The sequence below is a fragment of the Exiguobacterium sp. KRL4 genome (assembly GCF_001870785.1).
Lineage (GTDB): Bacteria > Bacillota > Bacilli > Exiguobacteriales > Exiguobacteriaceae > Exiguobacterium_A.
This window is the reverse complement of sequence record NZ_MOLV01000005.1, coordinates 124,561-142,379: the sequence shown is the minus strand read 5'-3', so window position 1 is coordinate 142,379 and position 17,819 is coordinate 124,561. Positions and strand designations below refer to the sequence as shown.

Here is a 17,819-nt window from a genome sequence, read left to right as displayed (position 1 = left end):
TGCGTCGAATCAGCCTTATTTCGTGTTCTGAATCATCTGGAAACGAGTTATGTCGAATGCGTGCGAACCGGTACTTTATAGCCGGTCGCAATAAACCGTTCGAGTTCTGGTTCGGACTTGGCATTCAGACCGACCGTCCCATCTCCTTTGATGGCGACATTCACTAATCGGATGTGCTCGATGCTTGGACCAATCGTAATACCGTGTTTGGCAGAGTCCTCGATCCGGACATCCATCAATCGGACATCTTCCGCCCGGTTGTCGCCCCCGAATATTTGAATATCCGTTTTGGCGCGTCGGAAACCACTCATCTTGACTTGGCTCAACGTCACGTTACGTGCTTTGTACTGAATTCCGATCATGGGTTGTTCCTGATAGTCATAATAGGGGTCACCGAGCACCGTGAAGTCGTGAATGACGACGTTCCGGTACGCTGAGACGATGAGTGCCCGCGGCTTTGAATTTTGATACAGCGCCGTATATTGCGGTGTCTGGGCAATCAGACGTGTCGCGACGATGTTGTATGCGGTCTGCGACGTCGGATCCGTTGCTTGATGATGTCCGATATGACGGAAGTTGAACGACCGGTGATCATCGACGGACAAGTGACCGACGATTTTAACGGTCGATGCGGCAGAAGACGTTGCGTGGGCCTTGATTTCAAGTCCGCCGAAACAACGTGTCGTCGCATTGTTGAACAACCAGACATCACGGGAACCGTCATCGATTTCAATCCCGTTTGAATTCGAAAAACCTGTGGCATGCGCACGTCCGCTCGGATCACGCATAAAACAGTTTGAGATGAACAGATGATCACTGTGGTGGGTCGTGATGCCGTCGTCTCCAAAACCGGATCCCGTCAGTCCGTCGAACCAGATAAACGAACTGCTGAGGTTGGCGCGTGCACCGTCCCCATTGTAGTTGTAGTAAGGCGTCGAGACATCAAAGCAGTGCAGACCGGGATTGACGGCATCGACGTCAAAGACCCAACCGTACGTCACATGCGCATACGTCAAACAACTGGAATGATTGCCCCACGTACTGCTCTTTTTCGCATCCCCGATCCGTTCGATGTTCCAATCCAGTGTCATCCGTTCGACGAGCAGATGATGATTCCCGAGTAAGTAGTTTTGATTCGTGATCAACCGGCGTCCTTTGGGAGCCGCATCGTGGAGCTTGATAATCGTCTGTCCTTTGCCGTCCCCGGTCAAAATCGTATAACTCGGCAGGCGGATGCCGCGGACGAGATACGTGCCGGCCGGGACATGGACTTGGCGGTGTCCGTCAGCCAGTGCTTCCTTGAAGGCGAGTGTATCGTCTGCAATACCGTCCCCGACTGCTCCGTAAGTCCGGATATCAACTTTTTCGACCCGGCTGATCAACTGTTCGAACTCATACGTCAGCCGTCCGAACCAGCTTGGTCGGATTTCGTCCTGTTCGCTGACAAAGGCTTTCGTTAACGGCAAGATATGTTTATCCCGGTCCGTTAAAAACAGTGGCGAAATCAAGGACCGGAGATACCGGCTTGGATGCGGTGTGCGGTGCGGCGCGACAAACGGACTGTCTTTCATCAGTTGCTCCGCCCGGAAGACGGCTTCTTGATTTGATTTCGTTTCGGTATATTCTGCAATCAGTTGTCCGTTTTGATATGGATCATGTGTATGATCTAAGTTCAACATACTTGAAACCCCTCTCTAAAAATCACTTCTTTCCTTTTCCCGTCCCACTCCGGATTCAAGCTCTTTTCTTTAAAAAACAAAAAATTCCGATAATTAGGGTTGAACTCGTATATAATGGATAAAAATTACATTAATGAGGTGGGAACATGCGTTTTCGAAGTCGATTACTTATTTTGATAGGTGTGGTCATTTTAGGACTTGGTATCATAAAACCGTTGGTTGAGGCAGGGTATAGTGCTGTGCAAAAGGTCGAAGTGTTTCCAGGAGGCAGTCAGCAGAAGTGTGTAAGAGGCTGTGAATCCGAACCGTTGACGTTTTGGTGGTCCTACTTGTTCAAGAAAAAAGAATTACCGACTGAAAAAGTCGGATATGGGTATAAAACAGATGAACCGGGAGAAGTCGGTGGAAAACCAGAAAAAGAAAAAATTAAGATACTTGGCTTTTACTCATTCGCAAAAGGCGAGGGCAAGGAAGGCGACAGCAGCTTTCCGTACTGGCTGATCTTAGCCGGTCTCGCCGGTTTAGTATTACTGTTTCTGATGGGACGCCGTTTCCGGAAACGAAAGAAATGGGACAGTACTGAAGACGAGTTAGTACCACGTTCGGTTCGAATAAAAAAACGCCTGGGAGAAACGAATCCAGAAGACGAACTGCCGCCTTTACCGGTCGAGCAGGTCCGGCAACAAGTCGTCTTGTTTAACCGTCAGCTCCCGCAAAAATTGAAACGTCGGGAGACCGAGTCGTTCCGGGAATGGTTCGAACGGATCGGTTTTCATCCATCACTGGAGTTACAGGAGTTATATAAAACGATCCGCTATGATCCGAACCAATCAACCGATGTGACGGCAACCGTATTGGCGGACATTGAAAATGATTTTTCCAGTTATCTCGGGCAACTTAACTGAAAACTTTCATAATGTCAGGACGTAATAGACACTAGAGCAGAATCAGGAAACGGGGGACTGAACAATGTACTTAGCAGATGCCGTGAAATTAAAAAGTATCTTACGGAAACAACTCGAACAATTAGTCGAAGAAGTGGACCGGATTGCGTTCATTGATCTTGAAAAAGGGGAGGCTTTGCCGACCGGTCAAGAGCGGACGCTACTGGATGTCGAATCGGCGATGGATGAAGTTCGCCGGGATATGCGGACACTGGACCGGTTAGTTTATGCTGCGAACTTGTCGACGACGATCGAGACGACGGAAGGCGAAGTACCTCTCGTCGAAGCGATTGAACTGGCAACCCAACTCCGGGCAAAAGCCACACAGTTCCAAGAACTCGCCGCCCGTCCGAAACGCGAATTCCAATATGGATTTGAAGGAACGACCGTCATCCGGCATGCGTTGTATGATCCGGATGCCTACCGGGTTAAAGCGCAGGAGATGGAGCGGGCAGCACATCGGATTTCAAATGCGATCAATGCCGCCAACTACCGGACGGAAATTGATTTTGACGGTACACGTTACATGTAAGACTCTGGTCAGGTGAGACTCCTGATCAGGGACGGCGCTTCTGACACAAAACCTCTTCCAATCGGGAATTTCAACGGCCACGGCACACCCATGACCACTGACCGATGACGTTCTGACCTGTCACCAGTGACTACCTACGGAAAAACGTTTCTTTTCGTCAGACGCCAAAAACCGTGAGTGCTTCGGCATTCACGGTTTTTTTGTATGAACAAAACTTTCATAAAAGGTATGCCGATGACTGTGTTCGGGTATAGCTTACTGGAGTCATTCATGGAAGGGGACCTGAAGATGAAAGATACATTCAAAGCATTTGTTGTCCGGGAACAGGAGGGGGAGTTTACAGGAGCACTCGAACAGAAGCAGATCGCCGACTTGCCGGAAGGAGACGTGTTGATTCGTGTCGATTACTCGTGCGTCAACTATAAGGATGCGTTGTCTGTTACGGGGAACCGGGGGGTGACGAAACAGTATCCGCATACACCGGGTGTCGATGCAGCAGGTCATGTCGTCAGCTCGACCGATGCACGGTTTCATGAAGGAGAGGCAGTCGTCGTCAATGGATTTGATTTTGGGATGAACACGTCAGGCGGCTTTCAGGAATACATACGTGTCCCCGGGGACTGGATCACACCGTTACCGGACGGACTCACGACGTTTGAAGCGATGGCGTACGGTACGGCCGGTTTGACCGCCGCACAATCGGTGGAGGAACTGTTGCAGCGGGTGAAGCCGGATGATGGTCCAGTGCTCGTTACAGGCGCGACGGGTGGAGTCGGAAGTATTGCTGTCGCACTTCTTCTGAAGCTCGGATTCACCGTTCATGCCGTAACGGGAAAAGAAGCGGAAGCGGATCGTTTGAAACAAGCAGGCGTGACGGAAGTATTATCCCGGCAATCGTTTTTGGACGAAACGACACGTCCATTGAAGAAGGGAAGTTATGCCGGCATCATCGATACGGTCGGTGGACCGTTACTCGCGTCCATTATTCGGTACGTACAATACGGCAGATTAGTCACGACATGTGGCAACGTCGGCGGTGCTGAAATGACGCTGACTGTCTACCCGTTCATCCTGCGTGGCGTTCGCTTGATTGGAATCGATGCCGTCCAAGTGCCGATCTCGGAGCGTACCCGCCTTTGGCAACACCTCGCAGGCGACTGGCGATTACCGGCCCTTGAATGGGTCGAAACGAAAAGTTTACACGATCTTCCGGACGTCGTAGCGTCTCTGCTCGCCGGAACCCATCAAGGCAGAACTGTCATCGAAATTTAACCACTGTCGAGGCACTATTCGATGGTATAGTGGTTAAAAAGTGTCTAGGTCAATTCAGGAGGAACAATAGATGGATCAACATGAACAACAGAAAGAACAAGAGCGCTTGTCCCGGAAAGAGCGCCGCAAGCAGAAACGTAATCGGCGTAGTGTCGCCCTTGGTGGTGTCTTAGCAACCGTCCTGATCGTTGGCGGTTGGGGTTACATGGTGTCGACGAATGATGCGAGTCAAGCGACATCAACAGTAGAATCACCTAAGTCCGTCGACAGCGAAAAAGAAAAAGAGAAAAAAATAGAAAAGTCAGCTTCAACTGATCAAAAGAAAAAGGAACCAAAAGCGAAGAAAAAGACGGACAAACCAGAAATCCGTCAAGCTGCATGGGTGACACGTCCCTTTGTTGATGTGTATCAAGATGCCAATCGGAGTAGCGTCATCTATAAAGCGGATTTAGGAGACGTCTACGAAATTCTGGATGCAGAAAATGGCATGGTTCACTTAAAATTAAGTGATGCCGTCGAAGGGTACATCCCGGAAACGGACGTCCGGATGGATGTGCCGTCAGCGGTCAAAGATAAGACACTTCTTGCGACATTACAACAAGTCGTCACGAATCAACCAATCGAGAAGCCGGAGCAATACCTCGGGCAACCGCTCGAAAAGTTCGAAGCAAAGTATGGTGCGCTTAGCAACACCCAAAAGGATGCTGTGAACACATATCACTTCTCGAATGCGGGTTATCTGCTTGTCGTATCTGACGGAATCGTCGAAGCCATCGACTGGACGAATGCGTCGGCTTCCGGCTTGTCGGCTTTAGGAAAACCTATCGTCGAAACAAGTTATGGGACATGGTATCAAGGTGAGAAATTACAATTGAAAGCTTTCCCGGATAATGGTTCGACACGATTGCGTCTCGCACGTGATCCTGGAAAATAAGTAAAAGCGGTCTGTCTTTGACAGATCGTTTTTTTTCGCAAAAAAACCTCCCGAGTCATGGACTCGAGAGGTCAAAAATCCTTGGGAGGAAGTGTTCTTAGTAGACGCCAACAGCATCAAAAGATTTTGCTGCTGCTGTTGCTTCTGCACTTGTTGAACCGTAAAGATCTTTCGCCGATTGAACGACTGCTGCACGAAGTGAGCTGAAGTTCGAGTTCGGAGTCAAGTAGACGTTAAGCGCACGGTAGTAGATCGCACCGAGTTTCGGTACGCCGATTCCTGTAACGGAAACATTGTAGAATGTGCCGCCGTTTGCGAGGAGGTAGGCTGATTTATTAACAATACCAGAGTTGATATGGACACCACCGTTATCCTCTGTACCTGTGTAACGTTTTGAATAGTGGTCCGGGTCACCGTAAGCTGCCGGGTTCGACATGGAACGAAGGGCGTCACCACTTACACCTGGAGTGTAGATGTCTTCACCAACGAGCCAGTCGAAGTTTGATCCGACAGAGTACTCAGCAACCGTACCCATGATATCGGAAACCGCTTCGTTGATCGCACCAGACTCATTTTGATACACAAGTCCAGCTGTGTATTCTGTGACAGCGTGCGTCAATTCGTGAGCAACGACGTCAAGTGCACCAGAGAGTGCGACGAATGTTGTGCCGTCTCCATCACCGTAAACCATCTTCGTTCCATCCCAGAATGCGTTGTTGTAGTTCGTCGAGTAATGGACCGTAGAGTTCAAGCGTGCACCTGCATTGTCATAACTGTTACGGCCGTACGTGTTTTTGTAGAAATCATACGTTTTCGCTGCATTGACGTGTGCACTGACAGCAGCACGGTCGTAAGTAGCGTTGAAGACGTTATCCGCATCTGCCCAGAGTGTTCCCGGAAGCGATGTGCGGTTTTTCGCGTCGTATGTGTAAACACCTTTGCCGCGCGTCGTATCTTGAAGGTAGTATTTCCCAGCACTCAACGTCGTGTTGAATGTCGCACTTGTTCCGAGTACTGTCGTACCTGTCGCGTGAGCCAGTTGGTCGAATTTATTGATGACTTTACCGGAGTTCGCATCGATGAAGTACGTCCAGCGTGATGGCTCTTTGCCTGCTAAGACCGTAGATGTGATTTTGTAGGCATAGACCGCGTCATTTTTGACCGGATAGATGACGAGTTCAGCTTTTGGAGCCACTTCGAATTCAGTTGCTTTGATTGCTTTTTTGTATAGTTTGAGTGCTTTCTTTTCAGAGATGGAAGCTTTTTTAGCGAGACCTGGTTTTCCTTTGACGTCAACGGCGTCGTTGACGACTGCTTTTAATGTACCGTCTTTCGCAACGTTACCGACGACGACACTACCGAAGACCGGGACGCCATCCACTTCTTGTTGGAGACGTACGATGTTAGAAGATCCATCTTTTTGGACATCTTGGACAGAGAAATCACCTTTTTTGTTCACGTACTCTTTGACGATCGATGCAGCGGGTTCTGATGAAGCTTTCGTCAGCTTACCAGATTGAAGACCTTCTGCTCCGACGACTGTAGGAACGACAAGTACACTTGCGACAAGCGATGTAGCGAGAAACTTTTTCAAAATAAATCGCCTCCTTGTTTGGGTTGAGTCTAACTATGCCAAAGAAAAGGAAAAGCGAGAATAAGCCGTTCGTATTAATTAGAATTTTCTGAATATAGTACTTAATACCTGCACTGAATAGTTAATTGACAGAAAAATATGTGAGAGGACATCAAAAAAACCGCTTAAGAAAGCGGTTTTAGAGAATTCTTTGATAGAGGTGATGTGTCTTGTCACGTGTCTCGTCGATTTTGAAATCAAGAGGGTCCAATGTGATTCCTTGTTTTTGAGCAAACCGTTGAATCTTTTCAAACGACTTCCAGATCTCGATGTCAGGACCTTCATGTTTCCAAAAAACATAACGAGCCGACGGAACGTGGTGTCCTTTCATCCCTTTTGGCACACGGTCGAGTGAAGCGACAGGGAGTCCGATACATTGCGTGTGTGTCGTTCCACGTTGACCAAGTGATACATCGAGCGGATAACTACCCGGCTCAGCAGGAATTTCATGTGAGCGACGTGAGAACTCACGCCATAGTTCCGGCATCAATGCATGCAATTCATTTTCTTCGCAAGTCAGACCAAGACCGATGACATATAGTTCGTGACGATCCACAATTTTTGGATGCATGAGAAACTCCTTTCGTGAGAATCAAGAGGCTGTAGTGATGGAACGTCTTTTCAAGTCCAGAAACAGTTGGGTAAAGGAAGCGTCCCACTGCGTCCCGCTACCTTCTTCCAAGATGGCCAATGCGCGTTCAACTGGCATTCCTGTACGGTAGGGACGATCGGATATCATCGCATCATACGCATCGGCAATCGCCATGATTCGTCCGAAGACAGGGATTGCTTCACCGGCTAATCCTTCTGGATATCCTTTTCCATCGTAGCGTTCATGGTGGTACTTTACCCCGGGAAGAATCGGTTGTAACTTCATCGGGAGATGAACTTGCGATAAAATATGGACACCGATGACGGGATGTTGTTTGATTTTGTCGAATTCTTCCTCGGTCAATCGTCCTTCCTTCAACAACACATCATCCCGAATCCCAATTTTTCCGATATCGTGCAAGAGTGCTGATTTACGTAACAGCTCGATCTGCTCGTCGGGTAAACCAGCAGCACGGGCAATCTCAACCGAATATTCGGATACACGAAGAGAATGCCCGGCCGTATAGGGATCACGTGCATCGAGTGTGGCAGCAAACAAGGTGAATAGACTATCGAGCAGCTGCTCGTTTTCTTGATCCCGTCCTTGAATCCCTTCGACCATCAAGTTAAATCCGCCGATCAGTTGAGAGAACTCGTCCGAAAAAGGATTGGCGAGCGTATTCAATCGTCCGGACTCGATTTGTGAAACACCTTCTTGTAAAGCCAAAATCGGTTTTTGGATATTTTCATATAGAAGCAAGCTGCAAAATGTCGCAAGGCAGAGGATGACGATCAAGATCAGGGTCGACCAACTCCAATAGGAACGCAAACTTTCATTTTCCGTCAACTGGACAGCAGAGGCGAGAACGAACAATAAAATTGGAAAAACACCAATGATGAGTGTGCTGATCAACATTTTTTGACGGAGGCTGACGAAGTCTTTTTTGGTCAAGACAAGCTCACCATGACCACGTGTCTTGGCTTGAGTCGTTAACTCGGCTAACATCGCTTCCGTCACACGATACGTCAGGAAAAATTCAATCAAGGCATGCAAAATCGCAACGAGTATCGCACCGAAACAAGCAAGCCCGATCAAGTAATACGGCATATCCAGCCAACCAGAGTAAATGGCGAGTGCCGTCAAGCCGGAGGACGGGATCGATAAGCCAAGGAAGTGCGGACCGAGAATCCGCTTGATCGTCAATAATGGAAAACGATGCGTCGTCCGAAAGGCAGCAGACAGTTGTTCCTGACTGGGGACGGATGTCTGAAAGACGTGATACAGCGGACGCATATGTTTTCGATAGACCGTATATTCGAAGCTGAACATCAAAATGACGGAAATCGTCATGATGGCCAGCAAAATTACGCGCTCCCGTATATCAAAAGTCAGTGTTTCAAAGATAAACAGACAACCGACACCAAACACGGCGACGAATGAGCCGATCAAATAGTTTTTTAGCAGTTGCCGTTCGAATTTCTGTAGAGGTGTCATAAGGTTCCTCCTTTAGGGATAAGTGATGTTTTTAGCGTATTGCGGTAGCAAGATGCAATCTGCTTTATTTTAAAAATAAGGGTAAGAATGAATGAACGTTTATTAACATTATCGGCAAATTTCCGTAAACATGAACTAAATCCCAAAAATAGGTATAGTTACAAAGTACTAATTGTTCAAAAAGTAATTGATTAAGCAACTAAAACAACATATGATTTGAATATTCAGAAAAGTTATCTCAGTCATGCTTTTCACTACTACATAGGGGGTCAGTTCACGTGGGAAAAAAGAAACAGCTTAGCTTAGCCGTCTTGTCCGGAATTACGGCAGCCGCTTTTGCCGTTGGTCCAGTTTTACCTGGTGGGAAGGTAAAATCTGTTGAAGCTGCTGAAAAAGCAGTAGCCGGCGCACCGATGGATTTGAATACGGTTGATCAGGAACGTTTATTGAAAGTATTGGAAAAACGTGGGGTCGTCTCAAAAGCAGCATCTGCAGCAGAAAAACAAAAGGCGGTTCAAAAATATCTTGATAAAAAGGCAAACGGGAAACCGGAAGCAGATCATGATCACGAGTCAGAAAAAGAAGCGAAATTTGATCAAAAAACAAAAGACTTCTTAACGAAACAAAAAGAGCAGCTCGCAAAACAGCTCGCTAAAAATCATAACAATTACAAAAAAGGGAAAAAAGATGGGTTTGTCAAAGTCGATAAAGCCAAACAAGCAGCTTATAATGGTTCCACTCGGACAGATAAAGTACTTGTCCTATTAACAGAATACAGCGATTTCAAGCATAACAACGTCGTCCAAGAGGAAGGCTATATGTATGCAGATAACTTTAATAAAGAGCATTATGAAAAACTGATGTTTGGTGATGAAGAGTTCAAATTATTTAATGGTGAAAAGGTCAAAACGTTCAAACAATACTATGAAGAACAATCAGGTGGAAGCTATACGGTTGACGGTAAAGTATCTGATTGGTTGACGGTTCCAGGAACAGCAAAAGATTACGGTGCGGACAGTCCAAAAGGTGGAAACGATAACCTCGGACCAAAAGGACCACGTGATCTTGTTAAAGATACATTGAACGCTGCTGTCAAATCAGGTATCAACCTGGCTGATTACGATACGTTTGATCAATACGACATCGATGGCGATGGTAACTTCAATGAGCCGGATGGTCTCGTCGATCACTTGATGATTATCCATGCGGGAACCGGACAAGAAGCGGGTGGTGGTACGCTCGGGGACGATGCGATCTGGTCACACCGTTGGACACTTGGCGGAGTTTATCCAGTCGCCAACACAACTTCTAATTCAACGAACTGGGGCGGAAAGATGGCAGCCTATGACTACACAGTTCAACCAGAAGACGGCGCAGTCGGTGTCTTCGCACACGAATTTGGTCATGATTTAGGTCTTCCAGATGAGTATGATACGCAGTACACGGGTCAAGGTGAGCCGGTTGCGTCATGGTCCATCATGAGTGGCGGTAGCTGGAACGGGAACGTTGCCGGGACAGAACCAACCAGTTTCTCACCACAAAACAAAGAGTACTTCCAAACATTGATGGGCGGCAACTGGGCCAATATTGAAAACGTCGACTTTGATTCGCTCTCAACAGAAGGAACAGCTTCGTACCTTGACCAAAGTGTCACGAAATCAAACAATCCGGGCATCATCAAAGTCAACTTACCGAAAAAACCGGTCAAAGGAATCGCGCCGGCATTCGGTAAAAAATATTACTACAGCACGAAAGGGAACGATCTCCACACGTCTATGACGTCACCGGAATTTGATTTGACGGCAGCAACGTCAGCGAAATTTGATTACAAAGCATATTTCGATGTCGAATTTGACTATGACTTCTTGGAAGTCACGGCAACAGCTGACGGCGTATCAAAAGTCATCGATGTCATCGGAGATGAAGATACGGATGGCGATCAGCGTGCTGAATCTTCAAAAGGGGCATGGGTCGACAAATCGTATGATCTCAGTGAATTTGCCGGCAAAAAAGTCACGTTGACGTTTGACTACACAGGGGATGCTGGTCTTGCCCTGGACGGTTTCGCACTTGATAACGCGAAACTGACAGTCGACGGAAAAGTCGTTTTTGAAGATGATGCAGAAGGTACACCGAAATTTAAGTTAGACGGATTTGTTGCTTCTGATGGTTTCAGTTATGCCGATAACGCCTACTACCTCGAATGGCGGAACTATGCAGGCTCAGATAAAGCACTTGAGCATGCACGTGGTGTCAAATACAACACGGGTCTCGTCGTCTGGTATGCCGATAGCAGCTTTACGGATAACTGGGTTGGTGTTCACCCGGGTGAAGGTTTCCTCGGTGTCGTCGATTCGCACCCTGAAGCAATCGTTGGAACGCTCAAAGGACAACCGGTCGTTGCAGGAAGCACACGTTACCAAATCGCGGATGCTGCTTTCAGCTATGATAAAGCACCGGCTTGGGTCATTGATTCGCCGACACGTGGTCTGTACGACTACAAAGGACTTGCTGGTGTCACGACGTTTAATGATTCAAAATCGTACATCAATCAGTTGATCCCGGATGCAGGAAAACTGCTCCCGAAAAATGGTCTTCAAATTCAAGTCATCGGTGAAGCGAAAGATAACTCTGCTGGAGCAGTCTGGATCCACCGTTAAAAAGAAGAAGCAGATTCGGAGTATTCCGAATCTGCTTTTTAATTCGAAAAGTGGAATCAATTGGAAATTTATTGGTCAGACAACTTGACTTTTAAAGCGCAATCATTTTATACTGACGGTAGCTTAATATTGTTATTGTCACTACTGATTCACATTGCGTCACGAACAATCTTTTCGTCGCTCCATGTATTTCGGGACAATAATGAATTTCTTTCATATGCGTGGCATATGTATTAAGTAATTTATTTTTGGAGGTTGTTCCCATGAACACAGGTAAAGTAAAATGGTTTAACGCAGAAAAAGGTTTCGGTTTCATCGAAGTTGAAGGCGGAGAAGACGTATTCGTACATTTCTCAGCAATCACTGGTGAAGGTTTCAAATCACTTGACGAAGGTCAAGAAGTTGAATTCGAAATCACTGAAGGCGCACGTGGAGCACAAGCTGCTAACGTCGTAAAACTTTAATCTTAACTTTTCAATCGTCCTTTTTCGAAAGGGCGATTTTTTTTACTGAGTTAATATCTTGAATTCAATATATTTGTACATTATACTGACGGTACAAACTACAAATCAAGAAAAGGACGTGGCAACTATGGAATTACTTGGTATTCATCATGTGTCGATTTTAACAGGAATGGCAGAGCAGAATTATCAATTTTATACACAAGTATTAGGGATGCGTCTGATCAAAAAGACGGTCAATCAGGATGATACGACGTCATACCATTTATTTTACGGCGATGCAGAAGGGAATCCGGGAACGGATCTGACTTTTTTTGATATCCCACACCTAGGGACCGGTGTTCCGGGTGCATCGAGTATCTCGTCAACATCACTCCGTGTCAAAACGACGGCATCGCTCACATTTTGGGCAGAACGTTTTACGCAACAAGGTGTCGACCATGATGCGATTGTCGAACGGGCAGGTCGACAGACGCTGGCGTTCCGCGATCAGGAAGGAACCCGGTTGATTCTCGTCGCAGAAGACGGTGAAGAAGGTGTAGCGGGCGGCGTGCCATGGAAACACGATGAGATTCCAGCAGAACATGCGATTGTCGGATTAGGTGCCGTGACATTGACAGTCAATGATCCGGAACCGACGGCCCTCGTCTTGACGGAAGTGCTCGGCTTTAAAAAAATCGGAAGTTATCCTTCACTTATCGGTGATTTTGCAGAAATCGAAGTCTATTCGACGGGTCAAGGCGGAATCGGAGCGGAAGTCCATCTCGAAGCGCGACCGGACCTTGACCGGGAACGACTCGGACGGGGCGGAGTCCATCATGTCGCGTTCCGTGTTCCGAACAGTGAAGAATACGACTTATGGGTGAAACGACTGAATGAATATCGCTTACCGAACTCAGGGAAAGTCGATCGTCATTATTTCCAAGCGCTCTATTTCCGTGAACCAAACCATATCCTGTTTGAATTATCGACGGATACGCCGGGATTCGCAACGGATGAATCGGTCGAAACACTCGGCGAGACGCTGGCTTTACCACCGTTCCTCGAGCCGCAACGTGAGCAAATCGAAGCCCGTCTTCGTCCACTCGAAATCTGACAATCCTGTGACACAGGTCACAGACTGACGGGCGTCCCGTATACTAAAGACAGGAACCAGAAAAAAGGAGTGACGGGATGTTAGGAACTACGTTAGGTCAATTTCGATTGATTGCGATTTTAGAAGGCATTTCATTTTTAGTCTTATTGTTGATTGCCATGCCGTTAAAGTATATGGCAGGTGTTCCGGAAGCCGTTTCGGTCGTCGGAGCCATGCACGGTGTCTTGTTCGTCATGTATGCGTTATGGCTTGCCGTCGTTAAATTTAAATACCGCTGGTCGTTTGTAAAAGCAGGGATCGCCTTTATTGCTTCGTTCATTCCATTCGGGACATTTGTACTTGATCGAAAGTTAAAACAGGAAGCAACAAACGCGTAAATTGTGTATACTAGAAAAAGCACGGCTGTGGATAACTGTTTTTGTCGATTCGAAGCAGGTTATCCACAGCTTTTTTCTGTGGATAATTTTTAGGAGGATACTATGTCAACATTTGAAGCACTACACATTCAAGAACAATGGGTCAAGAAATTACAAAAACAAGGCATCAAACAACCAACGCCGATTCAGGAGCAAGCGATTCCGCATTTGCTCGCCGGTCGTGATCTAATAGGAAAAGCGCAAACCGGTACAGGGAAAACACTTGCGTTTCTTCTGCCGATTCTCGAACAAATCGATTTAGAAAGCAAAACGGTCCAAGCGTTGATCGTCGCACCGACACGTGAACTCGCGCGTCAGATTGCAGATGAAACACACAAGTTAATCCGGAACATGGAAGATATCCGAGCGCTTGCTGTATACGGTGGGCAGGATGTCTTCAAACAAATCCAACGTCTCGGTCGCATGCCGCAAATCATCATCGGGACGCCGGGACGGATTTTAGATCACGTCGGTCGGGGAACACTTGATTTGAGCGAACTAAAGACGCTTGTCTTAGATGAAGCGGATCAGATGCTGCAAATCGGATTTTTACCAGAAATCGAAGATATCATCGCAGCAGCACCAGTCGATCGTCAGTTCGTCATGTTATCAGCGACGATGCCGGAAAAAGTCGAACAACTCGCGAAAACATATTTGCGCGATCCGATTGAAGTCCAAGTCGAAGCAGAAAAAGTAACCGTCGATGCGATCGAACAGTTCGTCGTCGAGACGACGGACCGTCGGAAACAGGCGACGCTTCGGACGATGCTTGACGAGATGCGTCCCTATGCCGCGATCATCTTCTGCCGGACGCAGCGCCGGGTCAGCAAGTTGAACGAAGAATTACAAATGCAAGGCTATCCGACGGATGAATTGCATGGTGGATTGACGCAAGGGAAACGTGAAAAAGCGATGGCGAAGTTCTATCAAGGAAAAACACCATTCCTGATTGCGACGGATGTCGCGTCACGTGGTCTTGACGTCACGGGTGTCACGCACGTCTTCAACTACGATTTACCGGACGATGCGGAAAGTTATGTCCACCGGATCGGTCGGACAGGTCGTGCCGGCAACGACGGCGTAGCGATTTCAATCGTCACACCACGTGATGGCCGGAGCTTCCGTGATATGGAGCGGGAACTTGGTGTCGAAGTGACACCGATCGTCGTCGAACTTTCGGATGAAATGATTCGTGCGCAGCATGATCAAAGTAAAGGAACGAAAAAACCGGCGGAAGGTCGCGGTAATACACGCCGCTCGAGCAACCGCCGTCCAGGCCGTGATCATCATAAATAAGTAAGTGAAAATCCCCTTTCTCCGTGATTTACTTGGAGGAAAGGGGATTTTTCATTTGGCATAGACCATCTGTCCGCCGAGATGACCGGTATAAGCGAGTAAACCGCTTCCGACGACAGCGACGAGCAGGCTCAGCATCAGCATCGTTTTTTTGCTTGAACGGTAGCCAAGCAGCAAAAAGACAAACGCAATCCCAAAAGCGACAAGACTGAATAACGCGAAGTGTTCATGATTCTCGACAGCAGCATGCGTTACACTACTGAAATTGGCTTCTGCATATTCTTCTGCGCCGTCACCGGACAAGTAAGCAGCGGCCCCCGTCAAGAGACCTGCGAATAAGGTGATCAAGACAAATAATTTTAACTGGACCCATTTCAAGCTGAATACCAAAAGGACGGTCGCAAACAGTAACAGCGCGATTGGAGCATGGACGAGTAATGGATGGAGCGGTACACCAGCTAACATATAAAAACCCTCCTCGATAGTAATAAGAACATACTCTTACTGTAACGAGGTTATCTGACAGTTAGCTGACGGGAATCAAGAAATTGGAAAAAGAATCGTGAAGCGTGTTCCGGTTTCGGGTGTGGATTCGACAAAGATAGTGGCTTGATGAGCATCGGCAATCGACTTGGCGATGGCGAGCCCAAGACCTGTTCCGGTACCGTGGCGAGAGTGGTCGCCGCGGAAGAACCGTTCAAATATCTTATCGTGATTTTCCGGCGGAATGCCGATTCCGTGATCAGCGATGGTTAATTGAACATCGGTTGACGTTTGTTGTAGCGTCACCTCAATATCGGCATCACTATAAGCGACCGCATTTTCCAAAAAGATAGTCAACAGACGGATCAACTGGTTCGAATCTCCCTTTACGAAGAGACCTGGAGCGACGTCAAGGTGGAATGTACGACCGACTAATGTATGACGGAACCGGTCAGTGGTTTGTGTAACGAGTGTACTCAAATCAAGTGATGACACCGGACCCGGATGACCTTCCCGGGCCAGGAGTAATAAATCCGAGACTAAGTATTGCATCGACGCCGTTTCTGCTTTTAAATCCGATAAAATCGTTTTCCCTTCCGTACTCAGTGGTTCTGTTTCGAGTAACTCAATCCCGCTGTATAAAATCGTCAACGGTGTACGTAATTCATGCGAGGCATCTGACGTAAACCGCCGTTGTCGATCAAACGCCTGCTGGACCGGTAGAACCGAACGACCGGCTAAGACATAACTGATTCCCATCAGAACGAGTGTAGAAAGAACCGTAATCCCAAAAAGCATCGCGATTAACCGTTGCAGCGTATCTTCTGTTGCGGAGATATCCTTCATCAAGACAGCCCAACCGTTTTCATCCGTGTTGCGTTGATACAGCAAAAAATGTTGATCATCGAGTTCGAGCTTTTGCGTTTCCGCGTCAGAAGAAACGAAGCGGCTGACTGTTTTTTTAGAGAGATCGTCCGGGAGACGTGCATATCGTTCTGTCCCATCTGAATCAAGAATTTGAAAATAGATGGGATCACGAATCACCCGATCTTCGCCATGTTCAATTCGTTCAAACAGTTCCCGGTCGGAAACCGATTTTAATTGATTTAACTCGGTCTGATCCAGCAGGCGAGCCGTCGTGAAATAGACACCTACTAAGATCAAGATCAACAACAGCAAAAACGTACCACTGAACAATAACGTCAGACGTTTTCGAATCGTCTCAAGCATGGGGACCACCAAGGCGGTAACCAAAACCACGGACCGTTTTGATCAACGAAGGGGCACCAACAGCCTCTAATTTTTTTCGTACAAGTCGGACGAGTGCATCAAGGGCATTATCAGTAATGTCGGCCCCGATTCCCCAGACGACCTCGATGATCAATTCACGTCCCATCACTTGTTCAGGGCGACGGAGGAGTAACGATAAAAATTCAAATTCACGTCGCGTTAAGTCAAGGGGATGCTTAGCATAAGAAATCGTTTGTGTCGTAATATCGAGTTCAAGTCCCTGATAGGAAACAAGCGAGACAAATGCTTTTTTGTGACGGCGGCTCAATGCCCGGAGTCTGGCTAAAAGTTCGTTTGCCTGAAACGGTTTAACAAGATAGTCATCGGCACCGCTGTCAAGACCATGGACCAAATCAATTTCCGTATCGCGGGCTGTCAACATCAGAATCCCTCCTTCGAAGCATTCCCCCCGCAACTCGGTTGCAACTTCAATGCCACTTTTATGCGGCATCATCCAATCGAGAACGACTAAATCATAACGAAACGTCTGACACTGTTCGATGGCTGTTACCCCGTCATGTGCGACATCCACCTGGTAACCGGCGCGTTCAAGATGAAGGCGTAACATTTTAGCCAGACGTTCATCATCTTCTGCGATCAAGACACGCATCCTCATTCCCCCTGTCCCGTAGTTTTTCTTATTATCCCACAGTTGGTATCAGCTAGTTGTCAGTTTTTATCGATACAATAAAGATAACAGGAAACGAGAGGAGAGGAAAAATGTGAAACCAAAACCATTTGCGAAGTGGATTGTTGGTCTGAGCAGCAGTGTCTTTTTAGGTCTTGCAATCGGTCAATTGAGTGTCGCTTCGATTGATCAGCCGACGAATCCGGTGAAGACCGGCGATTCGTATTCCGATGAGACGACGATTCCAAGTCAGCCGTCGCAAGGTGATGACGATGAGTGGGGCGAGTCAGATGAGGACAGTTATGAGGAGGACGATGATGATGAAGGGTGGCAGAGCAATGAGACATCCGGCTTTGAACAGCCGAGCGGTGGAAGTGACGGACAGTCCAGTCATTCGAAATAGGAGGTG

17 protein-coding genes are annotated in these 17,819 nt (G+C 47.4%); 10 read left to right on the top strand and 7 right to left on the bottom strand.

Annotation, left to right across the window (positions count from 1 at the left end; translation table 11 throughout):
- Positions 1-47 precede the first annotated feature (47 nt).
- Entirely contained in the window at positions 48-1,679 is a 1,632-nt protein-coding gene (locus BLD48_RS05095; protein ID WP_071499221.1) for a glycosyl hydrolase family 28-related protein, read from the bottom strand.
- 146 nt (positions 1,680-1,825) lie between these two features.
- Here BLD48_RS05095 and BLD48_RS05090 point away from each other — a divergent pair, with 146 nt between their 5' ends.
- From BLD48_RS05090 to BLD48_RS05075, 4 genes are all read left to right on the top strand, one after another.
- On the top strand, positions 1,826-2,584 hold the full coding sequence (locus BLD48_RS05090; protein ID WP_071499220.1) for a hypothetical protein: 759 nt from the start codon (positions 1,826-1,828) through the stop codon (positions 2,582-2,584).
- A 64-nt stretch (positions 2,585-2,648) separates the two neighbouring features.
- Positions 2,649-3,155, top strand: a complete 507-nt coding sequence (locus BLD48_RS05085; RefSeq protein WP_026831683.1) for a hypothetical protein — start codon at positions 2,649-2,651, stop codon at positions 3,153-3,155.
- A 288-nt stretch (positions 3,156-3,443) separates the two neighbouring features.
- Positions 3,444-4,427, top strand: coding sequence for a YhdH/YhfP family quinone oxidoreductase (locus BLD48_RS05080; RefSeq protein WP_071499219.1), 984 nt, complete (start codon positions 3,444-3,446; stop codon positions 4,425-4,427).
- Between the two features lie 70 nt (positions 4,428-4,497).
- Positions 4,498-5,361 (top strand): hypothetical protein, encoded by an 864-nt coding sequence (locus tag BLD48_RS05075; protein ID WP_071499218.1) that lies wholly within the window; start codon positions 4,498-4,500, stop codon positions 5,359-5,361.
- Positions 5,362-5,458: 97 nt separating this feature from the next.
- Here the strand turns inward: BLD48_RS05075 and BLD48_RS05070 are convergent, their stop codons facing one another.
- The 3 genes from BLD48_RS05070 to BLD48_RS05060 all read right to left on the bottom strand — a co-directional run bounded on the left by BLD48_RS05070 (position 5,459) and on the right by BLD48_RS05060 (position 9,080).
- Positions 5,459-6,955, bottom strand: coding sequence for a M4 family metallopeptidase (locus BLD48_RS05070; RefSeq protein WP_071499217.1), 1,497 nt, complete (start codon positions 6,953-6,955; stop codon positions 5,459-5,461).
- A 178-nt stretch (positions 6,956-7,133) separates the two neighbouring features.
- Positions 7,134-7,565, bottom strand: coding sequence for a GyrI-like domain-containing protein (locus tag BLD48_RS05065; RefSeq protein WP_071499216.1), 432 nt, complete (start codon positions 7,563-7,565; stop codon positions 7,134-7,136).
- A gap of 21 nt (positions 7,566-7,586) precedes the next feature.
- Positions 7,587-9,080 (bottom strand): HD-GYP domain-containing protein, encoded by a 1,494-nt coding sequence (locus BLD48_RS05060; RefSeq protein WP_071499215.1) that lies wholly within the window; start codon positions 9,078-9,080, stop codon positions 7,587-7,589.
- A 278-nt stretch (positions 9,081-9,358) separates the two neighbouring features.
- Here BLD48_RS05060 and BLD48_RS05055 point away from each other — a divergent pair, with 278 nt between their 5' ends.
- From BLD48_RS05055 to BLD48_RS05035, 5 genes are all read left to right on the top strand, one after another.
- A complete protein-coding gene (locus BLD48_RS05055) occupies positions 9,359-11,740 on the top strand; it encodes an immune inhibitor A domain-containing protein (RefSeq protein WP_071499214.1) in 2,382 nt (793 codons plus the stop codon).
- 263 nt (positions 11,741-12,003) lie between these two features.
- Positions 12,004-12,204 (top strand): cold-shock protein, encoded by a 201-nt coding sequence (locus BLD48_RS05050; protein WP_012371797.1) that lies wholly within the window; start codon positions 12,004-12,006, stop codon positions 12,202-12,204.
- Positions 12,205-12,331: 127 nt separating this feature from the next.
- Positions 12,332-13,297 (top strand): ring-cleaving dioxygenase, encoded by a 966-nt coding sequence (locus tag BLD48_RS05045; RefSeq protein ID WP_071499213.1) that lies wholly within the window; start codon positions 12,332-12,334, stop codon positions 13,295-13,297.
- Between the two features lie 77 nt (positions 13,298-13,374).
- Positions 13,375-13,674, top strand: a complete 300-nt coding sequence (locus BLD48_RS05040) for a DUF3817 domain-containing protein (protein WP_026827128.1) — start codon at positions 13,375-13,377, stop codon at positions 13,672-13,674.
- A gap of 102 nt (positions 13,675-13,776) precedes the next feature.
- Positions 13,777-15,009 (top strand): DEAD/DEAH box helicase, encoded by a 1,233-nt coding sequence (locus tag BLD48_RS05035; protein ID WP_012371794.1) that lies wholly within the window; start codon positions 13,777-13,779, stop codon positions 15,007-15,009.
- A gap of 51 nt (positions 15,010-15,060) precedes the next feature.
- Here the strand turns inward: BLD48_RS05035 and BLD48_RS05030 are convergent, their stop codons facing one another.
- The 3 genes from BLD48_RS05030 to BLD48_RS05020 all read right to left on the bottom strand — a co-directional run bounded on the left by BLD48_RS05030 (position 15,061) and on the right by BLD48_RS05020 (position 17,392).
- Entirely contained in the window at positions 15,061-15,474 is a 414-nt protein-coding gene (locus BLD48_RS05030) for a DUF2231 domain-containing protein (RefSeq protein ID WP_071499212.1), read from the bottom strand.
- Between the two features lie 75 nt (positions 15,475-15,549).
- Positions 15,550-16,722, bottom strand: coding sequence for a sensor histidine kinase (locus BLD48_RS05025; RefSeq protein ID WP_071499211.1), 1,173 nt, complete (start codon positions 16,720-16,722; stop codon positions 15,550-15,552).
- Positions 16,715-17,392, bottom strand: a complete 678-nt coding sequence (locus tag BLD48_RS05020) for a response regulator transcription factor (protein WP_071499210.1) — start codon at positions 17,390-17,392, stop codon at positions 16,715-16,717. The genes BLD48_RS05025 and BLD48_RS05020 overlap by 8 nt, the downstream gene beginning before the upstream one ends.
- 112 nt (positions 17,393-17,504) lie before the next feature.
- On the opposite strand from BLD48_RS05020, the gene BLD48_RS05015 reads away from it, so the two are divergent.
- On the top strand, positions 17,505-17,813 hold the full coding sequence (locus BLD48_RS05015) for a hypothetical protein (protein WP_071499209.1): 309 nt from the start codon (positions 17,505-17,507) through the stop codon (positions 17,811-17,813).
- Positions 17,814-17,819 lie beyond the last annotated feature (6 nt).

Excerpts from the sequence above, each read along its gene's own strand:
- BLD48_RS05095 (WP_071499221.1), bottom strand. The coding sequence starts at position 1,679 with ATGTTGAACTTAGATCATACACATGATCCATATCAAAACGGACAACTG.
- BLD48_RS05090 (WP_071499220.1), top strand. The coding sequence starts at position 1,826 with ATGCGTTTTCGAAGTCGATTACTTATTTTGATAGGTGTGGTCATTTTA.
- BLD48_RS05085 (WP_026831683.1), top strand. The coding sequence starts at position 2,649 with ATGTACTTAGCAGATGCCGTGAAATTAAAAAGTATCTTACGGAAACAA.
- BLD48_RS05080 (WP_071499219.1), top strand. The coding sequence starts at position 3,444 with ATGAAAGATACATTCAAAGCATTTGTTGTCCGGGAACAGGAGGGGGAG.
- BLD48_RS05075 (WP_071499218.1), top strand. The coding sequence starts at position 4,498 with ATGGATCAACATGAACAACAGAAAGAACAAGAGCGCTTGTCCCGGAAA.
- BLD48_RS05065 (WP_071499216.1), bottom strand. The coding sequence starts at position 7,565 with ATGCATCCAAAAATTGTGGATCGTCACGAACTATATGTCATCGGTCTT.
- BLD48_RS05060 (WP_071499215.1), bottom strand. The coding sequence starts at position 9,080 with ATGACACCTCTACAGAAATTCGAACGGCAACTGCTAAAAAACTATTTG.
- BLD48_RS05050 (WP_012371797.1), top strand. The coding sequence starts at position 12,004 with ATGAACACAGGTAAAGTAAAATGGTTTAACGCAGAAAAAGGTTTCGGT.
- BLD48_RS05045 (WP_071499213.1), top strand. The coding sequence starts at position 12,332 with ATGGAATTACTTGGTATTCATCATGTGTCGATTTTAACAGGAATGGCA.
- BLD48_RS05040 (WP_026827128.1), top strand. The coding sequence starts at position 13,375 with ATGTTAGGAACTACGTTAGGTCAATTTCGATTGATTGCGATTTTAGAA.
- BLD48_RS05035 (WP_012371794.1), top strand. The coding sequence starts at position 13,777 with ATGTCAACATTTGAAGCACTACACATTCAAGAACAATGGGTCAAGAAA.
- BLD48_RS05030 (WP_071499212.1), bottom strand. The coding sequence starts at position 15,474 with ATGTTAGCTGGTGTACCGCTCCATCCATTACTCGTCCATGCTCCAATC.
- BLD48_RS05025 (WP_071499211.1), bottom strand. The coding sequence starts at position 16,722 with ATGCTTGAGACGATTCGAAAACGTCTGACGTTATTGTTCAGTGGTACG.
- BLD48_RS05020 (WP_071499210.1), bottom strand. The coding sequence starts at position 17,392 with ATGCGTGTCTTGATCGCAGAAGATGATGAACGTCTGGCTAAAATGTTA.